This is a genomic window from Thalassospiraceae bacterium LMO-JJ14 (genome assembly GCA_021555105.2).
Classification (GTDB): domain Bacteria; phylum Pseudomonadota; class Alphaproteobacteria; order Rhodospirillales; family Casp-alpha2; genus UBA4479.
Genome location: CP134604.1, coordinates 58,494 through 81,701, shown reverse-complemented (window position 1 = coordinate 81,701; position 23,208 = coordinate 58,494). Strand labels below are relative to the sequence as shown.

Annotated in this window: 22 protein-coding genes; 17 read left to right on the top strand and 5 right to left on the bottom strand. The window is 62.5% G+C overall.

Annotation, left to right across the window (positions count from 1 at the left end; all coding sequences use genetic code 11):
• The first annotated feature begins 87 nt into the window (after window positions 1-87).
• The 11 genes from ccoN (at window position 88) to L2D14_00330 (ending at window position 11,102) form a co-directional block, all read left to right on the top strand.
• The gene (gene ccoN, locus L2D14_00380) at window positions 88-1,701 is read left to right on the top strand and encodes a cytochrome-c oxidase, cbb3-type subunit I (GenBank protein ID WNJ99899.1); all 1,614 of its coding nucleotides are present in this window, start codon (window positions 88-90) and stop codon (window positions 1,699-1,701) included.
• A gap of 12 nt (window positions 1,702-1,713) precedes the next feature.
• Window positions 1,714-2,439 (top strand): cytochrome-c oxidase, cbb3-type subunit II, encoded by a 726-nt coding sequence (gene ccoO / locus L2D14_00375; protein ID WNJ99898.1) that lies wholly within the window; start codon window positions 1,714-1,716, stop codon window positions 2,437-2,439.
• Window positions 2,440-2,450: 11 nt separating this feature from the next.
• Entirely contained in the window at window positions 2,451-2,600 is a 150-nt protein-coding gene (locus tag L2D14_00370) for a cbb3-type cytochrome c oxidase subunit 3 (GenBank protein WNJ99897.1), read from the top strand.
• Between the two features lie 3 nt (window positions 2,601-2,603).
• Window positions 2,604-3,473 (top strand): cytochrome-c oxidase, cbb3-type subunit III, encoded by an 870-nt coding sequence (gene ccoP / locus L2D14_00365; GenBank protein WNJ99896.1) that lies wholly within the window; start codon window positions 2,604-2,606, stop codon window positions 3,471-3,473.
• 94 nt (window positions 3,474-3,567) lie between these two features.
• Complete coding sequence (ccoG, locus tag L2D14_00360) at window positions 3,568-5,061, top strand: cytochrome c oxidase accessory protein CcoG (GenBank protein ID WNJ99895.1); 1,494 nt, start codon at window positions 3,568-3,570, stop codon at window positions 5,059-5,061.
• The gene (locus tag L2D14_00355) at window positions 5,058-5,552 is read left to right on the top strand and encodes a FixH family protein (protein WNJ99894.1); all 495 of its coding nucleotides are present in this window, start codon (window positions 5,058-5,060) and stop codon (window positions 5,550-5,552) included. Before ccoG ends, L2D14_00355 begins: the two co-directional genes overlap by 4 nt.
• On the top strand, window positions 5,552-7,852 hold the full coding sequence (locus L2D14_00350) for a heavy metal translocating P-type ATPase (GenBank protein ID WNJ99893.1): 2,301 nt from the start codon (window positions 5,552-5,554) through the stop codon (window positions 7,850-7,852). Before L2D14_00355 ends, L2D14_00350 begins: the two co-directional genes overlap by 1 nt.
• A 9-nt stretch (window positions 7,853-7,861) precedes the next feature.
• Entirely contained in the window at window positions 7,862-8,035 is a 174-nt protein-coding gene (gene ccoS / locus L2D14_00345; protein ID WNJ99892.1) for a cbb3-type cytochrome oxidase assembly protein CcoS, read from the top strand.
• A gap of 19 nt (window positions 8,036-8,054) precedes the next feature.
• Window positions 8,055-8,204 (top strand): hypothetical protein, encoded by a 150-nt coding sequence (locus tag L2D14_00340; protein ID WNJ99891.1) that lies wholly within the window; start codon window positions 8,055-8,057, stop codon window positions 8,202-8,204.
• Between the two features lie 145 nt (window positions 8,205-8,349).
• The gene (locus L2D14_00335; protein ID WNJ99890.1) at window positions 8,350-9,078 is read left to right on the top strand and encodes a hypothetical protein; all 729 of its coding nucleotides are present in this window, start codon (window positions 8,350-8,352) and stop codon (window positions 9,076-9,078) included.
• A 59-nt stretch (window positions 9,079-9,137) separates the two neighbouring features.
• On the top strand, window positions 9,138-11,102 hold the full coding sequence (locus L2D14_00330; protein WNJ99889.1) for a PBP1A family penicillin-binding protein: 1,965 nt from the start codon (window positions 9,138-9,140) through the stop codon (window positions 11,100-11,102).
• A gap of 6 nt (window positions 11,103-11,108) precedes the next feature.
• Here L2D14_00330 and rfaE1 read toward each other — a convergent pair whose 3' ends face one another.
• Genes rfaE1 through L2D14_00310 form a run of 4 tightly spaced genes read right to left on the bottom strand, consistent with a single transcriptional unit; the run spans window position 11,109 to window position 16,295 of the window.
• Window positions 11,109-12,578, bottom strand: a complete 1,470-nt coding sequence (gene rfaE1, locus L2D14_00325) for a D-glycero-beta-D-manno-heptose-7-phosphate kinase (protein WNJ99888.1) — start codon at window positions 12,576-12,578, stop codon at window positions 11,109-11,111.
• A 2-nt stretch (window positions 12,579-12,580) separates the two neighbouring features.
• Window positions 12,581-13,159, bottom strand: coding sequence for a D-sedoheptulose 7-phosphate isomerase (locus L2D14_00320; GenBank protein ID WNJ99887.1), 579 nt, complete (start codon window positions 13,157-13,159; stop codon window positions 12,581-12,583).
• Window positions 13,160-13,172: 13 nt separating this feature from the next.
• Complete coding sequence (locus L2D14_00315; GenBank protein WNJ99886.1) at window positions 13,173-15,320, bottom strand: bi-domain-containing oxidoreductase; 2,148 nt, start codon at window positions 15,318-15,320, stop codon at window positions 13,173-13,175.
• A gap of 27 nt (window positions 15,321-15,347) precedes the next feature.
• Window positions 15,348-16,295: an SDR family oxidoreductase gene (locus L2D14_00310; protein WNJ99885.1), complete on the bottom strand. Its 948-nt coding sequence runs from the start codon at window positions 16,293-16,295 to the stop codon at window positions 15,348-15,350.
• Between the two features lie 231 nt (window positions 16,296-16,526).
• Between L2D14_00310 and L2D14_00305 the strand changes: the two genes are divergently transcribed.
• Window positions 16,527-17,783 (top strand): hypothetical protein, encoded by a 1,257-nt coding sequence (locus L2D14_00305; protein ID WNJ99884.1) that lies wholly within the window; start codon window positions 16,527-16,529, stop codon window positions 17,781-17,783.
• A 12-nt stretch (window positions 17,784-17,795) separates the two neighbouring features.
• Window positions 17,796-19,085 carry a hypothetical protein gene (locus tag L2D14_00300; GenBank protein WNJ99883.1) on the top strand — a complete coding sequence of 430 codons (1,290 nt, stop codon included), beginning with the start codon at window positions 17,796-17,798 and terminating at the stop codon, window positions 19,083-19,085.
• 19 nt (window positions 19,086-19,104) lie between these two features.
• Here L2D14_00300 and cobT read toward each other — a convergent pair whose 3' ends face one another.
• Entirely contained in the window at window positions 19,105-20,127 is a 1,023-nt protein-coding gene (gene cobT / locus L2D14_00295; protein WNJ99882.1) for a nicotinate-nucleotide--dimethylbenzimidazole phosphoribosyltransferase, read from the bottom strand.
• An 82-nt stretch (window positions 20,128-20,209) separates the two neighbouring features.
• On the opposite strand from cobT, the gene cobS reads away from it, so the two are divergent.
• The 4 genes from cobS to cobW are packed head-to-tail and all read left to right on the top strand — an operon-like array spanning window position 20,210 to window position 23,174.
• On the top strand, window positions 20,210-20,992 hold the full coding sequence (gene cobS / locus L2D14_00290) for an adenosylcobinamide-GDP ribazoletransferase (GenBank protein ID WNJ99881.1): 783 nt from the start codon (window positions 20,210-20,212) through the stop codon (window positions 20,990-20,992).
• Window positions 20,985-21,626, top strand: coding sequence for a histidine phosphatase family protein (locus L2D14_00285; GenBank protein ID WNJ99880.1), 642 nt, complete (start codon window positions 20,985-20,987; stop codon window positions 21,624-21,626). Before cobS ends, L2D14_00285 begins: the two co-directional genes overlap by 8 nt.
• 1 nt (window position 21,627) lies before the next feature.
• Window positions 21,628-22,155: a bifunctional adenosylcobinamide kinase/adenosylcobinamide-phosphate guanylyltransferase gene (gene cobU, locus L2D14_00280; GenBank protein ID WNJ99879.1), complete on the top strand. Its 528-nt coding sequence runs from the start codon at window positions 21,628-21,630 to the stop codon at window positions 22,153-22,155.
• The gene (gene cobW / locus L2D14_00275) at window positions 22,152-23,174 is read left to right on the top strand and encodes a cobalamin biosynthesis protein CobW (GenBank protein ID WNJ99878.1); all 1,023 of its coding nucleotides are present in this window, start codon (window positions 22,152-22,154) and stop codon (window positions 23,172-23,174) included. Before cobU ends, cobW begins: the two co-directional genes overlap by 4 nt.
• The last annotated feature ends 34 nt before the right edge of the window (window positions 23,175-23,208 follow it).

Sequence of the window (23,208 nt, the reverse complement as noted above, 5' to 3'; positions counted from 1 at the left end):
AATGTCGGTAATTTCGGTTATAAATAGTGTTCTGCTAGGCGGCGTCCGTCGGGCGTTGTCTCTTGTGTGCAAGACGGGGTTGAGACAATGAATCTTTTGACCATTCTACCGCTCGCGATCGGCGCGTTGCTCGGGCTTTATCTGTCCGCCGGCGCCGTCGATACGACGATATATCTGCATGGTATGCTGCTGACGGTGTTCTGTATCGTCGGGGTTTTTCTGGTTATCAAATCCAACGGCAATACCGGGGGGCCTGCAAATCCGAATTCGGCGATCAATTATAACGATGGTGTCATCAGGGCGGGGTTGATCGCAACTACGTTCTGGGGGGTGGTCGGTTTTCTGGTCGGGCTTGTGATTGCATCGCAGTTGGCCTTCCCGGTGCTCAATCTCGATCTGCCATGGACGAATTTCGGCCGGCTTCGGCCACTGCACACGTCGGCGGTGATTTTCGCGTTCGGCGGCAATGCCCTGATTATGACGTCGTTCTATGTCGTGCAGCGCACCTGTCAGGCGCGACTCGCCGGCGGTTATGCGCCGTGGTTCGTGTTCTGGGGCTACCAGCTGGTGATCGTGCTGGCTGCCACCGGGTATGTCTTCGGTGTCACGCAAGGCAAGGAATACGCGGAACCCGAATGGTACGTCGATCTGTGGCTGACCATTGTCTGGGTGGTTTACCTGCTGGTCTTCCTCGGCACGCTGTGGAAGCGCAAGGAACCTCACATCTATGTCGCCAACTGGTTCTATCTGGCCTTCATCGTGACCATCGCGATGCTGCACATCGTCAACAACTTGGCGCTGCCTGTCAGCTGGTTCGGCTCCAAATCCTATCCTGTCTTCGCCGGCGTTCAGGACGCCCTGACGCAATGGTGGTACGGGCATAACGCCGTCGGCTTCTTCCTGACGGCCGGCTTCCTCGGCATCATGTACTATTTCGTGCCGAAACAGGCCAACCGCCCGGTCTATTCCTACCGCCTGTCGATCGTGCACTTCTGGTCGCTGATCTTCCTCTATATCTGGGCCGGTCCGCATCACCTGCATTATACGGCGCTGCCCGACTGGGCGCAGACCTTGGGCATGACCTTCTCGATCATGCTGTGGATGCCAAGCTGGGGTGGCATGATCAACGGCCTGATGACGCTTTCGGGCGCCTGGGACAAGCTGCGCACTGACCCGATCTTGCGCATGATGGCGATTTCCGTCGCCTTCTACGGGATGTCTACCTTCGAAGGGCCGCTGATGAGCATCAAGGCGGTGAATTCGCTGAGCCACTACACCGACTGGACCATCGGCCACGTGCACTCCGGTGCACTCGGCTGGGTCGGCATGGTCAGCTTCGGCGCGATCTACTTCCTCGCACCGGTCATGTTCAACCGCGAAAAGCTCTACTCGCTGCGCCTTGTCTCGGCCCACTTCTGGCTGGCGACGCTGGGGATCGCATTGTATGCGGCGGCGATGTGGGTCAGCGGTATCCTGCAGGGTCTGATGTGGCGGTCGTACGACTCGCTCGGCTTCCTCGAATATTCCTTCGCGGAAACCGTCGAGGCGATGCATCCGTTCTATGTTATCCGTGTCCTCGGTGGTGCCCTCTATGTTGCGGGTGCGCTGATCATGGCCTGGAACGTCTTCATGACGGCCAGAGGTAACGTGCGGACGGAAAAACCCTATGTCGATGCGCTTGCGCATACGGCCAGCGCGTAAAGGAGATCGAAAATGTTCGACCACGGTAAAATTGAACGCAATTCGATCCTTCTTGTGATCGGTATCCTTGTCGTCGTCTCCATCGGCGGCATTATCGAAATCGCGCCCCTGTTCTATCTGGAAAGCACGATCGAAAAGGTGAAGGGCGTCAGGCCTTACACCCCGCTCGAGCTTGCCGGGCGCAACATCTATATCCGTGAGGGTTGCTATAACTGTCACAGCCAGATGGTGCGTCCGTTCAGGGACGAGCTTGAACGTTACGGCCACTACTCGCTGGCCGCCGAGAGCATGTACGACCATCCGTTCCAGTGGGGCTCGAAGCGGACCGGTCCCGACCTTGCCCGGGTTGGCGGCAAGTATTCCGACGAATGGCATCGCACGCACCTTGAAGATCCGCGTGCCCTGGTGCCGGAAAGCGTGATGCCCGGTTATCCGTTCCTGATCGAGAACAAGGTCCGCAGCATCGACATTGCGGACCACCTGAAAGCCAACGCCGCCATCGGCGTGCCGTACAGCACGGAAATGATCGAAGTTGCCAAGGCGGACATGTTCGCCCAGGTCGATCCCGACAGTGACGGCGCCGACGGGGTGACGGAACGCTATCCGGGGGCGATCGTCCGTGATTTCGACGGCCGTCCAGGCGAACCAAGCGAGCTCGACGCCCTGATCGCCTACCTGCAAGTACTCGGCACGATGGTCGATTTCTCGTCCTATAACGCCGACGAAAACCTGCGCTGAGGAGAACCATCATGGAATACAAGACACTTGCCGAGTTCGCCCAGACGTGGGGCCTGGTCTACATGGTGGTGCTGTTTGCCGGTGTACTGATCTATGCGCTCCGGCCCGGCGCCAAGAAGACCTTTGATCGTGCGGCGCAAATTCCGCTCAAGGAGGATTGAGAGATGGCCGATAAACACGTTGATGAAATCTCCGGCATCGAAACGACCGGACACGAGTGGGACGGCATCCGCGAGTTGGACAATCCGTTGCCGCGATGGTGGTTGTGGATCTTCTATGCCTGCGTCATCTGGTCGGCCGGGTATTATATTGCCTATCCGGCGATCCCTCTGGTTTCCAGCTACACCAAGGGCATGCTGGGCTACAGCTCGCGTGCCGAGGTGATGAAGGACGTCGCCGCTGCGCACGATGCCCAGGCATCGCAGCGTCAGGCAATTGCTTCGGCATCGCTGGAAGAAATCCGCACCCAGCCGGCGCTTCTGGAATTCGCCCTGGCCGGCGGCAAATCGGCGTTTAACGTCAATTGTTCGCAGTGCCATGGTTCAGGGGCGCAGGGAGCCGCCGGTTACCCGAACCTGAACGATGACGAATGGTTGTGGGGCGGTTCGCTGGATGCAATCCACACGACCATCACCAACGGTGCGCGCAACACGCAAAGCGACGATGCCCGCCAGTCGCAAATGCCGGCGTTCGTCAAAGATGAAATCCTGACAGCCGAACAGGCCGGTCAGGTGGCGGAGTATGTGTTGTCCCTGTCGGGCAATTCGACCGATGCCGCCGCCGTCGCTGCGGGCCAGCCGTTGTTCGAGGACAACTGTGTTGCCTGCCATGGTGAAGGCGGGGTCGGCATGGCGGAGCTTGGTGCGCCGCCCCTCAATAACAACATTTGGCTCTATGGCGGCGACAAGCAGACGATTGTGGAAACGATCTCGAACAGCCGCAGCGGCGTGATGCCGGCATGGGGTAAAATCCTCGATGACGTGACTGTGAAACAGCTCACGGTCTATGTTCACTCACTGGGTGGCGGGCAATAGCACGAAAGCCTGCCATCCCGTCGATAAGTCATCCCCGCTTTTGCGGGGATGACGGTTTATGGCACACTGTTGAAGGCAGGAAAGAATGAATAGCGTGAGCGACGCCGCAAAGAATGATAATGCCACTGTTGATGATATCACACGACACGACGTCGAGGCGGTCAACAAGAGCGAGCATCGCTCGCTCTATCAAAAGCGCGTCAAGATACACCCGAAGCGCGTCTCGGGCATGTTTCGAAAGCTCAAGTGGTGGATCATGGCGCTCACGCTCGGCGTTTATTACATCACGCCCTGGCTGCGCTGGGACCGGGGTCCCGGTTCGCCGGACCAGGCGGTACTGATCGATTTTCCCGGCCGCCGTTTTTATTTCTTCTTCATCGAGATTTGGCCCCAGGAAGTCTATTACTTCGCCGGTTTGCTGATTATGGCCGCAGTCGGGCTGTTTCTGATTACCAGTGTCGTCGGCCGGGCATGGTGCGGCTATGCCTGCCCGCAGACGGTCTGGACCGACCTGTTCATCTGGGTTGAACGTCTCGTCGAAGGCGACCGTGCCGCGCGTATCCGCCTCGACAAAGCGCCGATGTCCGTCTCGAAAGCCGTAAAGCGGGTCGCCAAGCATACGATCTGGCTGTTGATATCCGTGGCCACGGGGGGCGCGTGGATATTCTATTTCGCCGATGCGCCGACCCTGGCGGAAGATTTCATCCTCCTCGATGCGCAACCGGTCGCCTACATCACGGTCGCGGTACTCGCGTTCACCACGTACTCGCTGGGCGGGCTGATGCGCGAACAGGTATGCACATACATGTGCCCATGGCCGCGTATTCAGGCGGCTATGATGGATGAGCATTCTCTGACCGTGACCTACAAGGCGGACCGGGGTGAGCCCCGCATGGCCTACAAGAAAGGCGAGAGCTTCGATAGCCGCGGCGATTGCGTTGATTGCAATGCCTGTGTCGCAGCGTGCCCGATGGGTATCGATATTCGCGACGGCCAGCAGCTCGAATGCATCACCTGTGCACTGTGTATCGATGCTTGTGATGACGTCATGTCGAGAATCGGCCGCCCGCGGGGCCTCATCGATTACGATTCGGTCGCCGCCATGAACGGTCGTATCAGCGGCGAGAAGGTCAAGCTGAAGCCGATCCGTTTCCGCTCGGTCGCCTACTTCTGTCTATGGGCGGCGATCGGCCTGTTCATGCTGCTGGTCTTCGTCGGCCGGACGGAGCTGGATATCAATGTGTTACGTGACCGCAATCCGATTTACACCAAGCTCAAGGACGGCTCGATTCAAAACGCCTATACATTTAAGATCCTCAACAAGGCGCGCATCGAACGTTCGGTGTTCCTCGAAATCACCGAGCCTGAGGGTGCGTTGATGCGTGTTGTCGGCGGTGCCGACAACGAACCGGCATTGACCGAACTGTTCGAGCTGAACCCCGACACGTTGCAGAGCTTCCGCCTGTTCGTGCAGATGCCGCCGAACCTGATCGAGGGCGAAGCGACGGACATCACGTTCCGGCTGCGCGATATGTCCAACGGCGAAACGGCAACGTATGATAGTGTCTTCAGGGCCCCGGAGAGATGAGCACATTGACCATGAATGCTAAGCCGCCACGCCAGATCACCGGACGCATGGTGTTGTTCGGTTTCATTGCGTTCTTCGGCGTGATCGCCGCCGTCAACGGCGTCTTCATGTATCTGGCGCTTTCCACGTGGCCAGGCTTGACGACCGAGGACGCCTATAAAAAAGGGGTTGCTTACAACCAGACGCTGGACGCGGCCAAGGCACAGCTTGCACTCGGCTGGCACAGCGCGGTGACGCTCGACGTCACCGGTAAATTGGTCGTCTCGATGACCGGCCGGGACGGCGCGCCGCTCACCGGTGCCGCCGTGGAGGCATCCCTGTCGCGGCCGCTCGGCGATGAAACGATCGCTAAGATGACACTGTCGGAAACTGCGCCCGGGCAATACGCCGCATCGTTCGCGGCGCCGCAGCCGGGCCGCTGGAAAGCCGATATCTCGGTACGCCGTGACGACAACACATACCAGATGCGCCACGAGGTGATGGTGAAGTAATGAACGTCGTCAAACCAGCGATCAACATCTCGCCGCCGGTCGATGCCGGTGGTGCCGATTGCTGCGATGCCGGTGCGCTGGCCAGCTTCACGACCGCCGCGACGGGGCCCAACCCGGTCGACGAAAGCACACTTGCGCTGCGTGACCCGTCAACCTTTGTGATGGCCGCGGGCGATGGACAATCGTCGCTGAACCTGTTGGTCGAAAACCTTCACTGCGCGGCCTGCATCGGCAAGATCGAAGGCCGCCTGAATGCCACCCCCGGCGTCGTCCAGTCCCGCGTCAACATGAGCACGCGGCGGCTGAACGTGACCTGGCGGGATGGCGAAGCCGATCCGGCCGAGCTGATGCGCGCGGTGCAGGCACTGGGCTATCCGGTCACGCCGTTTGATCCGTCCGAACTCGCCGGAGTTGAAAACCGCGAAGGCAAACGTTTGTTGTCGGCGATGGCGGTCGCCGGTTTCGCCGCCGCCAATGTGATGCTGCTGTCGGTTTCCGTATGGTCCGGCCATGCCGGCGGCATGGGCGAGGGGACGCGGACCCTGTTTCACTGGATTTCCGCGCTGATCGCCCTTCCGGCCGTGGTCTATGCCGGGCAGCCGTTCTTCAAAAGCGCGCTGGCGGCGCTGCGTTCTGGCGGTCTCAACATGGATGTGCCGATCAGCCTGGCCGTCGTGCTGGCTGCCGGGATGAGCCTGTATCAGACCATCGAAGGCGCGGAACACGCCTATTTCGACGCCTCGGTGTCGTTGCTGTTTTTCCTGCTGATCGGCCGCTATCTGGACCACCGGGCCAGGGCCAAGGCGCGCTCTGCGGCGACGCACCTGCTCGGCCTGCAGGCGCGTGCGGCTACCGTCGTCGACAATGACGGCTGCCAGCACGCGGTGCGGATCGCCGATATTGAAAAGGGCATGACCGTGCTCGTCGCCGCCGGCGAGCGTATTCCCGTCGACGGCACGGTGATCGACGGCCGCTCGGACGTCGACACGCAGTTGCTCAGCGGCGAAACTCTGCCCAAGCTTGCGGTGCCGGGGGAGCGGGTTTTCGCCGGCACTCTCAATCTGACGGCGCCGCTCCGTATTAGCACCTCGGCGCTGGCCGACGCCACGCTGCTGTCGGAAATCGTCAAGCTGATGGAGCTGGCCGAACAGGGCCGCGCCCGCTACGTGCGGCTTGCCGACCGGGTGGCGCGGTACTATGCGCCGACTGTGCATATCCTTTCCGCCGCCACGTTTGCCGGCTGGCTGGTCTTTACCGATGCCGGTTGGCAGGCGTCGCTGATGGCAGCGATTGCGGTGCTGATCATCACCTGTCCGTGCGCGCTCGGGCTGGCGGTGCCGGCGGTCCAGGTGGTGGCGTCGTCGCGGTTGCTGCGTGCCGGCGTACTCGTCAAAGCCGCCGATGCGCTGGAAAGACTGAGCGATATCGATACCGTGGTCTTCGACAAGACCGGGACCCTGACGCTGGGGCACCCGGAACTGATCGGCGGGACGTACGACACGGCGCAGCTATCCCTGGCGGCGGCATTGGCGCAGCACAGCCGTCACCCGCTTTCAAAAGCGCTTTGCGCCGCCGCGCCGGCCTCGGACGGCGCGATCAGTGACGTCCGCGAAGAGCCGGGATACGGCCTCGAAGGCATGCACGACGGCCGCAGGCTGCGCCTCGGTAGCGGCGCCTGGTGCGGTGTGGACGGCCCCGCAGGTGATCAGGACGGCACGGAAATCTGTTTTGCCATCGACGGCAAACGCGTCGCGGTCTTCCGCTTCGAAGATACGCTTCGCCCGGACGCCCGGGAGGTCATCGCCGAGCTTGCAAAGATGGGACTCGGCATCGAGCTGCTTTCCGGCGACACCCCGCACGCCGTGGCGCATGCCGCGTCGGCGCTCGGCATCGATGCCTGGAAAGCCGGATGCCTGCCCGCCGACAAGACGGCCCGGCTCGAAGAACTGGCCCGTGACGGTCGCCGCGTGCTGATGGTTGGCGACGGTCTGAACGATGCGCCGTCGCTGGTCTCGGCACATGTGTCGATGTCGCCCGCCAGCGCCGCCGATGTCAGCCAGACGGCGGCCGATCTGCTGTTCCAGGGCGCACGGTTGGGCCCGGTGGTGACGGCAATCCGCGTCGCGCGATCGTCGACACGGCTGGTCAAACAGAACTTTGCCTTGGCCTTTGCCTACAATACCATTGCCGTGCCGCTGGCGGTGGCCGGTCTGGCGACGCCGCTGGTGGCGGCGGTGGCGATGTCGTCAAGTTCGATCGTGGTGACGCTGAACGCACTCCGGCTTAGGTGGATTGGATAAGAGCGGACGATGGAAATTCTCGTATACCTGATCCCGATAGCGTTGTTCCTCGGCCTTGTAGGGCTGGGCGCTTTTCTGTGGTGCCTGAAATCGGGGCAGTTCGAAGACCTCGACGGCGCGGCCGAGCGAATCCTGCTGGACGACGAGGAAGTCTCGCCGGACGACGCTAAAACGGCGGCCTGAGCGGCGGACGGGGACACACATGCTGTCGGTGCTGAAGAAGATATTCAAGGTTCTCGATGACGCGTCGAAGCGTGCCGAGACCAAGTGCGAACATTGCGGCCATATCATGAAAGGCCCGCACACCATGTGCGAGAAGTGCAATACCCCGGTGTTTCCGTCCAGGGAATGACGGCGCCGAGCGACAGCGCCTTTCCCGTCCCGTGCATAAATTCCGAAACAGTTGATAGTGCGCTCTTGCGCCGGGCGCACGCTGCGATAGGATGCGTCTTTGTGCAGCGCACCAATCACGATGGATTTTTCAAGGCGGCAACTTCATGGATCTGACATTCGGCGGTATTTTGCTTCTCGGGCTGGTGATCGGGCTTCAGCACGCGCTGGAGGCCGACCATGTGGCCGCCGTGTCGTCGATTGCCACGGGCGAGACATCGATGCGCCGGATCGTCATGCATGGGGCGCTCTGGGGCCTCGGGCATACCCTCACGCTGGGCATTGTCGCCGGGACGGCAATCTATCTCGGCGCGGCCATCAACGATGCCGTTGCCGGGTGGCTGGAATTTGCGGTCGGCATCATGCTTCTCGGGCTCGGCGGGCAGGTCGTCTGGCGTCTGATCCGAGAACGCGTGCACTTTCATCTGCACCGCCATCAGGACGGGACGGTACACCTGCATGCGCACTCGCACGCCGGTGAGGCCGTGCCGCATAAACAAAACGCGCACGCGCACGAACATCCGGAAGGCATGCCGTGGCGTACGCTTCTGGTCGGATTGATGCACGGCATGGCCGGTTCGGCGGCGCTGGTCGTCCTGACTGCGAGCGCTGTCAGCGATCCGCTGGCCGGGATCGGCTACGTGGTTCTGTTCGGCATCGGTTCGATCTGCGGTATGGCGGCATTGTCGATGGTTATTGCCGTGCCGCTCGGTTTCACGGCGCGCTCCCTGACCTGGGCCAACCGTACCCTGCAAGGGGGCATCGGTGCGGCGACGGCGGTGCTGGGCCTCGTCGTCATGTACGATACGCAGATCCGGCAGTTGTTCTTCGGCTGAGTCAGACGTTACTGCCCGCCTGTTAACCCGTTCATAACGCCCCTCTGTCATAAAGCGGCATGGCCCGTAAAAAGACCCGAAACGGCAAGCGCAAGACACCCGCCGTGCCGCTATGGCGGCGCCTCGGCAAGTGGCTTGCGACGCTTGCCGTGTGGGGGCTGATCGGCACGCTGTTCGTCGCCGGGTGGATCTACACCGACCTGCCCGATGTCGAAGACAGCCTCGCGCCGTCACGGCGTCCGACGGTCTGGGTGCTGGCTGCGGACGGTTCGGAACTGGCCGCCGTCGGCGATCTGTATGGCATCCCGGTGCGCCTGAAGGACTTGCCGCCGGCTTTGCCGCAGGCCGTTCTGGCGACCGAGGACCGCCGCTTTTACGCGCACTTCGGGGTTGATGTGATCGGACTGGCGCGCGCCATGTTCGCCAATGTCCGTGCCGGGCGGATCGTCCAGGGCGGCAGCACCATCACCCAGCAGGTGGCGAAGAACCTGTTTCTCAGCCCGGAACGCACCTACAAGCGCAAGCTGCAGGAAGTGATGCTGGCGCTGTGGCTGGAGAACCGCTTTTCCAAGGACCAGATTCTCGAACTGTATTTGAACCGGGTCTATCTGGGCTCGGGGACTTATGGGGTCGATGCGGCGGCCCGGAAATATTTCGGCCGGCCGGCCTCGGCGCTCAATATCTGGCAATCGGCGATGCTGGCGGGACTTTTGAAGGCGCCGAGCCGTTATAATCCGCACAGCGACGATGCGCGCGCTGTCAGCCGTACCAAGGTGGTCCTCGCCAACATGGTGGCGGCAGGCTATCTGAGCGAGGATCAGGCAAGCAAGGCGCGCGCCACTTCGAGCCGCGGCACCACGTCCAGACCCGGCCGCGCCGCACCTTATTTCGTCGACTGGGTCCTCGATCAGGTGCAGGATTATATCGGCGGACGCGACCGCGACCTGATCGTCAAGACGACTCTGGACCGGCGTCATCAGACGTCGGCGGAAAGCGCGCTCAGAAGTGTGCTGGCGAAATCCGGCAAGTCCCGTAACATCGGCGATGGGGCGGTCCTTGTGATGACGCCGCTTGGCGCCGTCAAAGCCATGGTCGGCGGCAGCAATTATGCCGCGACCCAGTTCAACCGGGCAACGCAGGCGCGCCGCCAGCCCGGCTCCGCCTTCAAGCCGTTCGTCTATCTGGCCGGGCTCAAGTCGGGCCTGCGTGAAGGCGACATCATCGAGGATGCGCCGGTCCGTATCGGCAACTGGCAACCCAGCAACTTCAACGGCAAGTTCGCCGGACCGGTCACGGTTTCCGATGCGCTGGCGAATTCGATCAATACGGTGGCTGTGCGTGTCGCCATGCAGGCAGGGGTCGGCCGGGTCGCGGATACCGCGCGCGCGGTCGGGATCGACCCGGGCGAGAAACCCGATGCCTCGATCGCGCTCGGCACCGTCGAGACGACGCTTTTGGAACTGGTCAGCGCCTATGCGCCGTTCGCCAACGGTGGCAACGGGGTGCTGCCCTACGGGATCGAGGAAATCCGCGATGGCGGCGGCGAAGTGCTGTACAGACGCAGCGGCTCCGGTCCCGGCGAGGTCGTGCCCGCCAATCTGGTCGCCCCGATGAACCGTATGCTGCACCGAGTGATCACGGAAGGTACCGGCAAGGCCGCCGGTTTCGGGCGCGATGCGGCCGGCAAGACCGGGACCTCACAGAATTACCGCGATGCCTGGTTCATCGGCTACAGCGCCGATTACATCGCCGGCGTGTGGCTCGGCAATGATGACGGTGCGGCGATGAAGCGCGTCACGGGCGGCAGTTTCCCGGCCCGGATCTGGCGCGACGTGATGACCGCCGCGCACCAGGGATTGCCGGCGCGCGACCTGCCCAGGCCGTCCGATGACCGGGGCTTCTTTGCGCGGCTGTTCGGGACGATCGAGGATGCCAAGCACGAAGCAGGCAAGATCCTCGACAACGCAAAGCCGAAATCTAACCCGAAAAACGAGCTGCCGATGGGGGTTTCCGACAGAAACTGAGCCGGTCTATTTGCCGTTCTTGTTGAGACGCTCGATGGTCGCGGTGGTCGAGAAGCCGTCCTTCAAGTCGGCGAGGACGACGGTGCCGCCCCAGCCTGTGACCAGCTCGGCGCCGACCACCTGCTCGACGGTGTAATCCGCGCCCTTGATTAGAACGTCGGGGTGCAGGCGCTCGATCAGTTCGAACGGCGTATCCTCGGCAAAGATGACGACGAGATCGACCGACGCCAGCGAGGCCAGCACGGTGCTGCGGGCGGCTTCGTTCTGTACCGGACGGTCTTCGCCTTTCAATCGCTTCACGGAGGCGTCCGAGTTCAGCCCGACAATCAGCCGGTCGCACGCGGCGCGCGCCTGTGCCAGCAACGATACGTGCCCTGGATGCAAAAGATCGAAGCAGCCGTTGGTGAAGCCGATCTTTAGGCCCTGACGCTGCCAGCGCTGTATGCGCTCTCCTGCCTGGGTGTCGGTCAGAACCTTGGCCTCGGCGTCCGACAGATCCTGGTGATGCAGCGCCGCAATGAGCTCGGCGGCATGACAGACGGCGGTGCCGACCTTGGCGACGACGATGCCGGCGGCGGTATTGGCGACGCAGGCGGCGGTTTTCGTGTCCGCCCCCGACGCGATCATCGCGGCGACGGCGGCAACCACGGTATCGCCGGCGCCCGATACGTCGAACACTTCACGGCTTTCAGCCGCCAGATGATGCGCCGTGCCGTCATTCGATATCAGCGACATGCCGTCGGCGCTGCGTGTCACCAGCATGCCGCCCAGCCCGTGCCGTTCAATCAGCTCCATGGCGGCGGTGCAGATCGCGTCCGAATCCGGCGCGACTTTCTTGGCCGCCTGTTCAAGTTCCTTGCGGTTCGGCGTGATCAGATCGGCACCGTGATAGCGCTCGTAGCCGTCGCCCTTGGGATCGACGATCACCGGGACACCGGCGGCATGGGCGGCGTCGATGATGGCGTGCGCGCGGCCGTCGGCGAGCACGCCCTTGTCGTAATCCGACAGCACCACGGCGCCATACCCGGCGATGTCGCCGGTCGCGGCGGCCAGCATTTCGGCGGCGGTTGCAGGGCTGATGGTCTGATCGCCTTCCCAGTCGGCCCGCAGCATCTGCTGGTTGCCGGCCAGATAGCGGACCTTGATCGTGGTCGCGCGTGCCGGGTCGACATGCAGGCAGGTATCGATCAGCGGGTCGGCGGAAAAGGCGTCGGCGAGTTCCAGGCCCGCCGCATCGTCGCCGCAGACGGCAATGAAGGTAACATGTGCGCCGAGCGCGGCGAGGTTGCGGACGACGTTGCCAGCGCCGCCGGGCATGCTCGTTTCGGACGTGACGCGGAGCACCGGGATCGGCGCTTCCGGCGAAATCCGCTCCACCGAGCCGTTGACGAAGCGGTCCAGCATGGCGTCGCCGACGACGAGAACGCGCGCACGCTCGATATTTTCGACCAGCGGGATCAGGCGCGAACGGTCCATGCTCAAACCAGCCCCAGTTCGATTTCGAGCGCGCCGCAGAGCATTTGCCCGAGCGTGATGTGCATTTCCTGAATCCGCGCCGTGGTGGCGCTGGGGACGATGATCAGTGGATCGGCGATGCCTTTGAGCCGTCCGCCGTCCTTGCCGCTCAGTGCGGCCGGGACGATGTCCATGGCCTGCGCCGCCTTCAGTGCGCGGATCACGTTCTCGGAATTTCCCGACGTGGTGATGCCGATGGCGACGTCGCCGGGTTTGCCGAGGGCCTCGATCTGGCGGGCGAAGATGTTTTCGAAGCCGAGATCGTTGCCGCCCGCCGTCAGCGCCGAGGTGTCGGTGGTGAGTGCAATGGCGGCGATCGGTGCACGGTCGGTCTTGTAGCGGATCGTCAGTTCCGTCGCCAGATGCTGGCAGTCGGCGGCACTGCCGCCGTTGCCGAAGAAGATGATCTTGCCGCCGTGTCTGACGCTTTCGGCACAGCGTTCCAGCAGGACGGCGAAATCCGCCGCACAGGCATCGCGGGTCTTTTGCGCGACATCCGCGTGCTCATCGAATTCGGCGTTGAAGAAGGCGTTTATATCCATGCGTCGTTCTAACTTATAAATCCATGCGGTTGCCAGTCCGGAGACTTTCCAGGACGGCGATGGTGGCTTGCGATGTTTCGATCAGCTCCGCCGGGTCGATCGGCGCGCTAGTGCCGGCCGTGACACTTTTGACGAAGGCCGCGAGTTGCTGCTTGTGGCCCTTGTCCTGGGTGGCGGTGGTGGTTTTGAAGCTGCCGTCGGCGGCCAGCGAGAGGCGGCGGAAATCGTCCAGCGTGGCGGCCCGTCCGCCGGCAAACACTTCGATCTGTTCTTTCGACAACGCCGTGTCGCCGAGCGCGGTGTAGACCACGGACGCCACCGAGCCGTCGGCAAAGCGCAAATCGGCAATGACATTGTCGCCCGTGCCGCCGGGCGCGGTTGCGGCCTCGGCACGGACGCTGGCGATGGCGGAGCCGGCCAGATGCCGCGCCAGATCGATGAAGTGGCACATTTCGCCGAGCACGCGCCCGCCACCCTCGTCGGCGGTTTGCGTCCAGTGCCCCCCTTCGATGGCGCCACCGTTGACGCGGATCGTGATGACGCGCGGCCCCTGGGTGTTTTCGAAGTGCGTCCGTATCTCGGAAATCTGCGGAGCGAAACGGCGGTTGAAGCCGACATGCAGGACGCCGTCGCTGCGGTTAAGAGCGTCGATGACCGTGTTGAGCTGATCGAGATCGAGCGCCAGCGGTTTTTCGACGAAGACCGATTTGCCTGCCAAAAGCGCGTTCGCGGCAAGACCGGCATGGCTGTCGTGGCGTGTCGCGATGATCACGGTGTTGATGTCAGGATCGTCGAAAACCGCGGCGTCATCCGTGGCGGCGTTTTCGAAGTCCTGCTGTTGGGCACCATGTTCCGCCGTCGCGCCCCGGGTCGTCACCAGGGTCTTGAAACGCACCCCGGGAATGGCCTTGAGGCCCGGCAGCAGAACGGCACGGGCGAAGTTGCCGGCGCCGATGACGCCGAGCACGCAATCACCGCTGCGCCCGCTTTCGCTGCGCGTCGCCAGCAGCGTTTTCGCGGGGGTGTCCGCTTCGGGATAATTCAGCACGACCCCGAGATGCCGCACCGCGCCGCTGGTGACGAGGGCATAAGCGTCCTCGGCATCATCGAGGCTGAAGCGATGTGTGGTTAGCAACGACACATCGAGCCGATGCGCCAGGTCCGGCTGCATCAGGCGCAGCGTTTCGCCGAGGTTTTCGGTTTCCGTCCAGCGCACCCAGCCTTCGGGGTATTTAACGCCGCGTTGTTCGAAATCGCCATCGTAACGGCCCGGTCCATAAGACCGCGACACGACGATGTTGAGTTCCTTCTGCATGAACGCCGCATAAGGGAATGTGGTGCCGGTCATGCCGACCATGACGACGCGCGCCCGGTCACGGGCAATATCGGCGGCGAACTCGAACGGCGCCGAACTGTCGGTGGCGGCGGCAATGACCACGGCGTCGCAGCCCAGATCGTTGCTGATCCGCCGCGCCGTATCGATGTTGCCGGCTTCGGGTTTCAGAGCCGCCTCCGCGCCCATGGCAAGGGCCAGTTGAAGGCGGTCGTCGGCATAATCGAAGGCAATGACGCGCGCCCCCGACAAGCTCAGAAAACGGATCGCCAGTTGCCCGACCAGCCCGCAGCCGATGACGCCGACGACGTCGCCCAGCCCGGTTTCGGCATTGCGCACGGCGTGCAGCGCAATCGCGCCAAGCGTCGCATAGCAGGCTTCATCGCCGCTGACGCCGGCGGGAATGCGGGCGACTAGATTGCGGGGCACGGTATTCAACTCGGCATGATTGGCGATCCCGGCCCCGGCCATGGCGACGTGTTCGCCGACGCGGAACTCGCCTTCAAGACCGGCGCCGACGGCAACCACCTCGCCGGCCGCCGAGTAGCCGAGCGGCAGCGGCTCATCGAGTCTGGCCATTACCGTCTTCCAGGTATTGGCGAGGCCTTCCTTTTTAACTTTTTCGAGGACCTTTTTGACCAGGTCGGGGCGTGCCTGTGCCTTGCCGGCCAGGCTTTTGCGCGCGAAGTCGATCACCATCCGCTCGGTCCCGGCGGAAATTAGCGACGCGCGCGTACGCACCAAAAGGCACCCGGCGCGCACTTTCGGTGCCGGCACGTCCTTGAGCGCCAGCTTGCCTGTCTTGCGCGATTGTATGACCTGCTTCAACGCTACGCTATCTCCGTCAAAAAACGATCACGTCAGATTTTTAAAATAATCGATGGTCTTCTGCAGTCCTTCGCGGAGCTGGATCGTCGGTTCCCAGTCGAGCACCGATTTCGCCAGTGTGATGTCCGGACAGCGCTGCATCGGATCATCCTCGGGCAACGGCTTGAGGATGATCTCGGATTTCGTACCGGTCATCTCGATAACGGTTTCGGCCAGCTGGCGGATCGTGAACTCGCCGGGATTGCCGAGATTGACCGGCCCGATATGGGTATCGTCGGCATCCATCAGGCGCATCATGCCCTCGACCAGATCGTCGACATAACAGAACGAACGTGTCTGCGCGCCGTCGCCGTATAGCGTCAGCGGCTCGCCGCGCAACGCCTGCATGATGAAATTGGAAACGACACGGCCGTCTTCGGGGTGCATGCGCGGGCCGTAGGTGTTGAAAATACGGCAAACGCGGATATTCAGCTGATGCTGGCGGTGATAATCGAAGAACAGCGTTTCCGCGCAACGCTTGCCTTCGTCATAGCAGGCGCGCGGGCCGATCGGGTTGACGTTGCCCTTGTAACTTTCCGGTTGCGGGTGGATTTCCGGGTCGCCGTAGACCTCGCTGGTCGACGCCTGCAGAATCTTGGCATCGGTCCGCTTGGCCAGGCCGAGCACGTTAATCGCACCGTGGACGCTGGTCTTGGTCGTCTGCACCGGATCGTACTGGTAATGCACGGGCGATGCCGGGCACGCGAGGTTGAAGATCTCATCGACCTCGACATACAGCGGGAACGTCACATCGTGGCGCAGAAGTTCGAAGTTGTCTTCCTTTAGCAAATGCGCGACGTTGGCCTTTGTCCCGGTGAAAAAGTTGTCCAGGCACAGCACATCATTGCCGCGCGCAACCAGTCTTTCGCACAGATGCGAGCCGATAAACCCGGCTCCGCCCGTAACAAGAACTTTCTTTGCCAGAAGTGAACTCACGGCTTTCCCGATCCTTAGCTCATTCAGTGGTGACGGAAACTAGCACCGGTGGCACGGAGGGCCAAGACGAAAGGACCCAATAAGGTTCTGTAAGTGCTTGATTCGACCACTTTCCGGCTCCCCGGCATGGATATTTTCCCCGTCCCACTATAATAATTTGATCGATATCTGTACTATTTGAATGCGGTTATCGTTAACGGTTTGTGAAACCTCGCGGATTACAAGAAAAGCATGGCCAAGCCATTGGATGCATCATTGACCCAGGAGGCGGTTCTTCTGGAAAAACTGTCGCGGATCGAAGAGAACCCGTCAGGCTATTTTGCTGTGCATCTGCATCTGTCCATGCTGCGCCCAAGCAACCGTCAGCGCCACTTTATCAATATCGCGGTCCGGGTATTCGACAACCTGGTCAACAATGCCGATGCGATCCTGTATCTGATGATGAATCAGGATCTGGTGCTGATCTGCCGCGAGGTGCTGGTCGAGGACATCGACCCGTATATCAATAAAGTCCGCGCGATGTTCAGCGAAGACCCGCTGACCTCGAGCGAGGACGAATTCGAAGACCGGCTGTCGACCTGGTACGACCTTGCCTCGAAAGAGGATTTTGCGGCTTTCCTGTCCGCCGCCACCGAGCTTTCGGTGAAGGCGCAGGTCATGATCGAGGAAATGCAGCGCAACCGCGAAAAGGAGGACACCGCCAATTCCGGCGATCCGCTGTCGGCGCGGAACCTGGCGGCCATCAATCAGAAGCTCCAGTCGACCCGGATCGCCGATCTGATCCGTCAGCAGACCTGTATCCGCATCGCGCCGGGTAAGGCCGGCGCCTTCGTTTTCCGCGAGCACTTCATCGCCATGACCGAACTGCGCGAACGGGTGTCGCCGGGGATCAACCTGTTCAGCAGCGCGTGGCTGTTCCAGTACCTGACGGAAACGCTCGACAAGCGCGTTCTGTCGGTGATCGGGCGGAAGAATTTCGACGAGATGAAAGACCCGATCAGCCTCAATCTGAATATCGGCACGGTGCTGTCCCGGGACTTCAACAATTTCAACCGTGTCGTCGGCGACAATGCCCACAAGGTCGTGATCGAACTGCAGATCATCGACATCTTCGCCGACATGAACACGTATGGCTATGCACGCGACATGCTGCAGGACCGCGGCTACAAGGTGCTGGTCGACGGGGTCAGTCCGCTGGCGCTGCAGTTCTTCGATCCGGCCAACCTGCGCCCGGATTATATCAAGGTTGCTTGGGGCAAGGAATTCGAGGACGACACCAGTGACGGCTCGCGCCTCAAGATGTTCCGCGAAACCGTCGAGCACGCCGGCAAGGACAGCATCATCCTGTATCGCGTGGATTCCGAAAAGGCAGTGAAGTGGGGGCTGGCGCTCGGCATCAGCCGCTTTCAGGGATACTTCATCGACAAGCTGGTGCAGGCGATGACGCGCCCCAGAGTTCAGCCGAAAGCCAAGGCCAAGGCAGGATAGACGGGTATACAGATGGCAACGCAACCCGACAAATTACCGTCACAGGAAAAGCTCCTGATCGACTATGTCCGCCGGCTGGAAAAGCTGAAAGACGGGCGCGGGCTTGCGCATGTGCATCTGTCGCAGCTACGTCCCTTCAATCGCCGCGATCAGCATATCCGCACCGCCGCCGGCAATTTCGACGGCCTCGTCAAGGACATGAGCGGCCAGCTGTTCATCCTCAAGAACGCCGATCTGTTCTTTTTCTTCAAGACCGCGGTCAAGCCGCAGGTCGAAACGGTGATTCAGAAAATCCGCTTTCTGTTCGGCGACGACCCGCTGGTCGAGGATGACGGCAAGGACGGCCGGGAATTCGTCACCTGGTACGATGCATCGGGGCAGTATCAGGAGGTCGTGCAACTCGTCCAGGGTCTTGCCGAGGCCGAGGAGAAGCGCCAATCGGAAGTCCGCAACCGCATGGATGCGCGCCAGCGCCTCAAGGAAAAACAGAAAAAAGGCGAGCCGCTTACGCCGAGCGTCCTGGCCAAGGTCGAGGAAGCGCTGTCACGTGCCGATCTCTCGAACCTGGTGCGCCGCCAGTTCATCTGCCGCGTCGATGGCAAGATGGTCCCCGAGCAGCTGTTCAGCGAACTGTTCATTTCGATTCAGGACCTGCGCGAGACGATCCTGCCGGGCGTCAATTTGGTATCCAACCGCTGGCTGTTCCAGCACCTGACCGAAACCCTCGACCGGCGCGTGCTGTCGATGCTGATGAAGACCGATGCAGTGTCGATTTCCGGCGACATCAGCTTCAACATCAACGTGCGTACGCTGCTTTCCGACCAGTTTCAGGTTTTCGACGATAACCTGTCTGCGGCCAGACGCGGCGCAATCGTCATCGAACTGCAGAAAGAGGATATCTTCTCCGACCTGTCGGCGTACCTGTTCGCGCGCGAATTCGTGCAAACCAAGGGTTACCGGCTGTGCCTCGACGGTCTGTCGATGGAAACCCTGCAGGTCATCGATCGCGAACGCCTGGGCGCGGATATGGCGAAAATCGTCTGGCATCCGAACCTCGCCGACGCCGGGGACGAAGTGCAGGCGGTGCTCAAGAGCCTGATGGATCGTGACGGCCCGGAAAAGTGGATCCTTTGCCGCTGCGATAACCGTGAGGCCATCGATTTCGGCCGCTCCGTCGGCATCGACCAGTTCCAGGGCCGGTTTGTCGAGAACCTGATCGCCGAAGACGGCCGCCGCCGCGACCTGTTGAAACTGAAGCGGCGCATCGAGCGTTCATCGGAACCGCAGGACGAAGACGTCTAGGGCCTGACCTTGATCCAGCCTATTCGGATTTATCGCTGATACCGGCGTCGGCGAAGCTGGCCATGCCCGCGTGGCAGGCCGCGGCGCTACGGACAATGTTGATGGCCAGCGCCGCCCCCGATGCCTCGCCGAGCCGCATTTCGAGATCGAGCAGCGGGTCCATGCCGAGCGCTTGCAAAAGTCTGCGGTGCCCCGGTTCCGCCGAAACGTGCGCTGCCAGCGTGTGATCCAGGCTTGCCGGATGCGCCGCCGCCAGGGCCGCAGCCGCCGCACCCGAGACATAACCGTCGATCAGCACCGGACAGCGTTTGTACCTGGCGGCAACGATGGCGCCGGCCATCGCTGCCAGCTCATACCCGCCGAGACGGCGCAGAATATCAATCGGACCGCTTGCGGCTTCGCCGTGCAGGGCAACTGCCTCGGCGACGACGCCGGCCTTGGCCGAGAGCGCACTGCCCGTCACCCCGGTGCCGGGGCCGGTCCAGTCTTCGGCCCGTCCGCCGAACAGCGCGTGACAGACGGCTGCGGCGGATGTGGTGTTGGCGATGCCCATCTCGCCGATGGCCAGCAGATCGCTGGTGTCATCGACGGCGTCCCAGCCGAGCGTGAACGCCGCCATGAACGCAGCTTCGTCCATCGCCGGGGCCTTGGTGAAATCTTCGGTCGGGTTGTCGAGATCGATGGCGATAACCCGGAACGCCGCGCCGCAAGTCCGGCTGAGTTGGTTGACCGCTGCGCCCCCGGCGTCGAAGTTGGCGACCATCTGCGCCGTCACTTCGGCGGGAAAGGCCGAGACGCCGCGTGCCGCGACGCCATGATTGCCGGCGAACACGATAACGCGGGCATTGTCGATGCGGGGCGGATTTCTGTTCTGCCACGCCGCCAGCCATTCGGAAATGACCTCGAGACGTCCCAGCGCGCCCGGCGGCTTGGTCAGCGTCGCTTCGCGCGCACGCGCAGCATCCGCCGCCGATGCCGAGGCTGCGGGGGCGGCGGCCAGCAGATCGCTGATGCCGGCCATGGTTTTCGGTGCGTTTGTCATGCCCGGACTCATAAACCACGGCCCCCGGCTTCGAAAGCTTAATTCGGTGACACGCAAGGCGCCGCGCGATAGAACCACAGGTATGTCGACAGCCGATAACAGCTTCAGCCCGGTTCGCGATCTGCGCGTCTGCGTCCTGTTCCTGAGCCGCATACCCGTGGGCCGGATTTCAGGGCTGGAAAGCACCGATCTGGCGCGCGCTGCCTGGGCGTTCCCGCTGGTCGGCCTGATCGTCGGGGCCATATCGGGGGGCGCGCTTTATGGCATCGCCGGCACCGGGGCATCGCCGATAGCCTGTGCGCTGGCGGCGCTGGCGCTGCAGGCCATCGTCACCGGCGCGCTGCATGAAGACGGCCTCGCCGATGTCGCCGACGGGATGGGCGGCCGGGACCGCGAACATACCCTCGAAATCATGCGTGATTCCCGGATCGGCGCCTACGGGGTGCTGGCGCTGATTTTCTCCGTCGCCATCCGCGCCGCGATGATCGCCGGTATTCCGGGGCCGGGTTTTGCCTGTCTCTCCATGATCGCGGCGGCCATGCTGTCGCGCGGTTTGCTGCCGGCCGTCATGCACGCGCTGCCGCCGGCGCGGCGGGACGGGTTGTCGCACGGTGCCGGGCAGCCCTCGCTGAAGATCGCCGCTGCCGCCGCCGCCATCGGCGCGCTTGCGCTCTTTACATTATTGCCGCTATCCGTAGCCTTGGCCGCCGTTGCGCTGGGGATCGTGCTCGGCGCGGCGGTTCTGTTGTGGGCGCAGCGGAAGCTCGGCGGGCAGACCGGCGATGTGATCGGCGCGGTGCAGCAGATGATTGAAATCGCGGTACTTTCCGCCGCCGCAGCTGGGAGTTCGGTTTTTTATGCATGACGGTACGACGAGATGGTGGCTGGTCCGCCATGCCCCGGTGGTGGGCGTGCAGGGCAAGATTTACGGTGCCGACGATGTCGAATGCGACCGTTCGGACCTGGTGTCCTTTCAGTCGCTGGCGCGCAGGCTGCCGGGCGATGTGCCGTGGTACACCTCGCACCTCAGCCGCGCCATCCTGACGGCGCAATCGATCCGCGACGCCGGCCTTGAAGCGCGTGACCCGGTCATCGATCCGCGCTTCGGCGAGCAGAGCTTCGGCGACTGGCAGGGGGCCACGTGGGATGAAATGCGTGCCGCCGATCCCGATACCTACGATGCGTTCTGGCAGGATCCGGTCCGCAACCGCACCCCCAACGGGGAAAGCTTCGCCGATCAGATCGCGCGTGTCGGCGCGGCCATCGATCACTACACCGAACGCCACGAAGGCTCCGACATTGTATGTGTGTCGCACGGCGGCACGGTGCGCGCAGCGGTATCGCATGCCCTCGGTCTCGATCCGGCGGCGGGTATGGCGCTGACCGTGCATACGCTGTCGCTGACGGTGCTCGAACACGTTCCCGACGGCCTGCTCAAGGGCCGGGGTGGTGCGTGGCGCGTGGTGCACGTCAACCGTCCGGCGCGGGAAGATCACTGACATGTCCGGCTTGCCACCCGTGACGCTGGTACTGGGCGGTGCGCGCTCGGGCAAGAGCCGCTATGCCGAGGGACTTGTCGAGGCCGAGGGCGGGGGCGTCTACATCGCCACCGCGCAGGCCTGGGACAGCGAAATGACGGTGCGAATCGAAAAGCACCGCGCGCGTCGCGGCGAGCTGTGGGAAACCCTCGAAGCGCCGCGCGACCTGGTCGGCGCGCTGACGTCGAAGGCATGCCGCGGCAAGGCGGTTCTGGTCGATTGCCTGACGCTCTGGGTTTCCAACCTGATGATGGGCCACCACGATATCGAACGCGAACTGGCGATGCTGACGGCGGTGCTGCCGGGCCTTGACGCCCGGGTCGTTTTCGTTTCCAACGAGGTCGGTCTCGGGATTGTCCCCGACAACGCAATGGCGCGAGAATTCCGTGATCATGCGGGCAATGCGCACCAGCAGATCGCAAAAATAGCCGACCGGGTGGTATTCGTTACCGCCGGTCTGCCGATGACGATGAAAGACATGACGACATGAAGATACCCGCTACCGTAATCACCGGATTTCTCGGCGCCGGCAAGACGACGCTGATCCGCCATATCCTCGCCAACGCGAACGGCAAGCGGATCGCGCTGATCATCAACGAGTTCGGCGACATCGGCGTCGACCGCGAGGTCATCAACGGCTGCGGCTTCGAAGGCTGCGACGAAGACGACGTGATGGAACTGGCCAACGGCTGCATCTGCTGCACGGTCGCCGACGATTTCCTGCCGACCATGGAAAAGCTTCTGAACCGCGCCGAGCCGCCGGACCACATCGTCATCGAGACGTCGGGCCTGGCGCTGCCGAAACCGCTGGTCAAGGCCTTCAACTGGCCGGAAGTGCGCTCGCGCGTGACCGTCGACGGTGTCGTTGCCGTGGTCGATGCCCCTGCGGTACGCGACGGCCGCTTCGCCGACGACCCGGCGAAAATCCAGCAGGCCCGCGAGGCCGACGAAAACCTCGATCACCATTCGCCGCTCGAGGAAGTCTTCGAAGATCAGCTGCTGTGCGCCGATCTGGTGCTGCTCAACAAGGCCGACATGATGGCCGATGCCGACAAGCCGGGCGTGCTGGCGCTGCTGGGCCGGGAAATCCGCGCCGGGGTCAAGGTTGTCGAAACCGTCAAGGGCGACATCGATCTCGGTGTGCTTCTGGCGATGTCGGCAGCGGTCGAGGACGATCTCGACCAGCGCCCGTCGCACCATGACGGTGATGACGATCACGATCACGACGATTTCGAGAGCTTTCAGGTGCCGCTCGGCGATATCGACGATCCGGGGGCTCTCGAAGACCGCATCATGGCGGCCACGGTGGCGCACGATATTCTGCGTATCAAAGGCTTCGTCAATGTGCCGGGCAAGCCGATGCGCCATGTCATTCAGGCGGTCGGCCCCAGGATCGAGCGTTATTTCGACCGGCCATGGCTGGAAACCGAGCCGCGCCGCAGCGAACTGGTGGTGATCGGTCTCGCCGGTCTCGACCGCGACGCGATCTCGGGAATGCTCAAGGGGTAATTTAGCCCCCTCTCCCTGTCCCTCTCCCAAGGGA